Origin of the sequence: Rhodopirellula sp. JB055, from assembly GCF_043100905.1 — a bacterium.
Lineage (GTDB): Bacteria > Planctomycetota > Planctomycetia > Pirellulales > Pirellulaceae > Rhodopirellula.
Genome location: NZ_JBICHO010000006.1, coordinates 1 through 2,823, shown reverse-complemented (window position 1 = coordinate 2,823; position 2,823 = coordinate 1). Strand labels below are relative to the sequence as shown.

The following is a 2,823-nucleotide window of genomic DNA, read 5'->3' as shown; positions in this document are numbered from 1 at the left end:
CGCCTGCGCGGCTATCTTTATCTGTAGCGAAAAGCCAACTTTTCGTGCGCGCACGCGTTCTTAGCAGGTGTGTCCCCCGGATTCGTTGTAGTTCGAAAGGCGTAACGACCGGAGGACTGGAGCGATTTCCAAGCGGTGTTGGCAAATCATGAGGCCTTGCAAACCAAACACACTGAAACGCTTCGCAAGTTGAACACGTTGTTCGGTGAAGGTCAAAGCGTCGCTGAGATGGCGGCGGTCGCCGGCGATGGTGACGCGGATATTCTGGAGCGTTTGGCTGCGGTTCGAGGGCTGATTGAAACCAGAGGGGCGGATGATGCCATTCCCGATTCCTACCTCGTTCGGTTGGCAATGCCTCTGATCAAGGATCCACGCGTCAACGCGAAATTGGCTCCCGCGTTGTCAACGATTGAGATGCCAGCGGTGGGAAGTTTGTTGCTCGACAACCTGAATCGTTTTCGAGCCCCACGCCGTTCGGGCGTGGTGGGGTTGCTGTGTTCCCGCGCCGTTTTTGCGGACGTGTTGTTGTCGGCGATTGAACAGAAGAAGCGTCCCACGGACATTTTGACGGCTTCACATGTGCGGACGATTCTTTCGCTTGAGAACGACAAGTTGACCGAGCGAGTTGAGAATGTTTGGGGGCGAATCCGTGACACGCCGGATGATCGCAAACAAGAGATCGAGCGTTGGTCGCAATCGTTGACGCTTGAACGATTGAGCCATGCGGATTTGTCGGCGGGCCGAGCGCTGTTTCAAACCGCGTGCGCGAATTGTCACCAATTGTTTGGAACGGGCGGCAAGGTGGGACCGGATTTGACTGGATCGCAACGCAGCGATTTGGGGTATCTGTTGCACAACATCATCGATCCGGATTCCGTTGTGGGAGCGGATTACCGAGCAACGAAAATCGTGACGGCCGATGGCAGGTTGCTGGTCGGTTTGGTCACCCAGCGAACGCGGCAGACAACCACGATCGTCGCTGCTGATCAGACTTGGGTGTTGCCCAATGATGACATCGAGCAAGAGGCCGTGACGGAGCAATCGCCGATGCCTAGCGGATTGCTGCAACCGATGACGGAGCAGCAAGTGGTTGACTTAATCGGCTACCTACAGGGGCCTACGCAGGTGGCATTGCCGGGCGAGAAGTAGGTGGCGCTCGTTGCGGGGGGACGGCACTCGATCCGAATTCTGGCGAATCCGGCTACGGTTGAACGGCTGGTTAGGTGCTTGGTGCCTAGTTTTCGAATTCAGTGTCGCTGAGTTCGAAGACAACCTGCACGGATGCAGAGAGCGTCATCAAGCCGGCCTCGATGGAACTGCTTTCCGGCTCTTCACCAAACAGTTGCATGCTGTTGCTGAATGGGTCTGAACTGCGAGATGTTTCTTGGACACTGATCACGCGAGCGACCTTGGCATCGAGGGCTCCTGCCATGTCGTTGGCTTTCTCTCGCGCGGCGGCGATCGCTTTGATGCGAGCGGCGCGGCGATGTTGAATCTGATCGGAGTTCATCCACTGGATTCCAGCGATGGAGTTGACTCCGCGTTCCAGGATTCCGGTGTAGATCGTTTCGAATTGTTTGATGTCTCGGACCATGATCGTCAGTTGCCGGCTGGCCGAATACCCGATGGGTTGGTTCTGCTGCAGTTCATCGCGGACATTGGACGGGGCCGCTTGCTGTGGTGTTGGGTCACCAAAAAGGTCGTCTAGTCCTTGCGCTGCCTGGTTCGAATGAATCTGCTTGGCGTATTGGCCCGTTTGCCCTCTCGAGTAAATAGGGGATAGCACAACCGATTCCGTTCGAATGTCTTTCGTTTCAATTCCCTGGTCTTTCAAAAACTGCACGACACGCTTGACGTGTTCGGAGGTTTTCCGGGCCGCGTCGGTGACCTTTTCCTCCCGTGATTCAATCGCGAAACGAAGGGTGACGCTGTCAGGGGCGACCTTTGAGTCAGCCGATGCTTGCACAGTCAACTTGGACCGAGTGTCGACCCCGTCGGCACAAGCAGTACCTGGGAACGACAGCACGGAGGCACAGATGACAGCAGCAAGCAAGCTTGATTGGCAGGCGATGCGAACGAACACGTTGGGCTCCATTGAATCGAGAAAACGGAAGGAGCCTGTCATTCTACGATGTGACCGAGGGAGGCATTTCCGAAATGGCTTGAGTTCTTTCGCTTGGTTGGATCAAGTCACAGCAGAGTAGAACATTTGTCCTCAAATGTTTGCGTGGTTGGTTCGATGTCGTCGAGCAGCATGACGCGATTGGTAGCTGGCGTCTGGGTTTCGCCCTGGAGGGGGCCGTCGAGGGAGTTGGGGGAGTCCCTCGCTTACACTTTTTGAAGTTGCGCTTTTGCGTGAGGCATTGGGTTTTTCATAACCCGATGCGTCAGCGAGGGACCGCATGCCATCGCAACGAGCCGGTGAGGCCCTCGCTGACGCGTCGGGTTGTGAGAAAAACGCAACTTCAAAACTTACGCTTCGGGTTGTGATTGGGGGCTCGGAGGAGTCTGACGCAAGAGTGCCCAGCCTACGTGCGTTGAAACGTCGTTGAGAACTGAGCCGACATAGCGCCACACTTGACGCTCTGGTTGCTCATTGGGCACTGGCTTGAAGTTCGCGAGCGAACTGTTGGACAACCAGACACTGCGTCAGACGCGGGTTGATGTGCGGTCGTTTCTCCAGCAGCCAAGCTTGGGCTTCGTCGGGCGACATGCCTTTGTGAGCGATCAACCAGCAGATCGCGATGGTAGCACTGCGAGCTCGGCCGGCCTTGCAGTGGATGTAGACCGCTTTACCGTTTTCAACGTGGCGTTGGATGAACG

3 protein-coding genes are annotated in these 2,823 nt (G+C 56.2%); 1 reads left to right on the top strand and 2 read right to left on the bottom strand.

The window, feature by feature from the left end; all coding sequences use genetic code 11:
- The first annotated feature begins 135 nt into the window (after positions 1–135).
- Positions 136–1,149: a c-type cytochrome gene (locus tag ACF8AM_RS00130; protein WP_392553673.1), complete on the top strand. Its 1,014-nt coding sequence runs from the start codon at positions 136–138 to the stop codon at positions 1,147–1,149.
- A gap of 85 nt (positions 1,150–1,234) precedes the next feature.
- Here the strand turns inward: ACF8AM_RS00130 and ACF8AM_RS00125 are convergent, their stop codons facing one another.
- Positions 1,235–2,083 (bottom strand): SIMPL domain-containing protein, encoded by an 849-nt coding sequence (locus ACF8AM_RS00125; protein ID WP_392553672.1) that lies wholly within the window; start codon positions 2,081–2,083, stop codon positions 1,235–1,237.
- A gap of 510 nt (positions 2,084–2,593) precedes the next feature.
- On the bottom strand, positions 2,594–2,823 hold a 230-nt coding region (locus ACF8AM_RS00120; RefSeq protein ID WP_392553671.1), incomplete at its 5' end, for a dual specificity protein phosphatase family protein.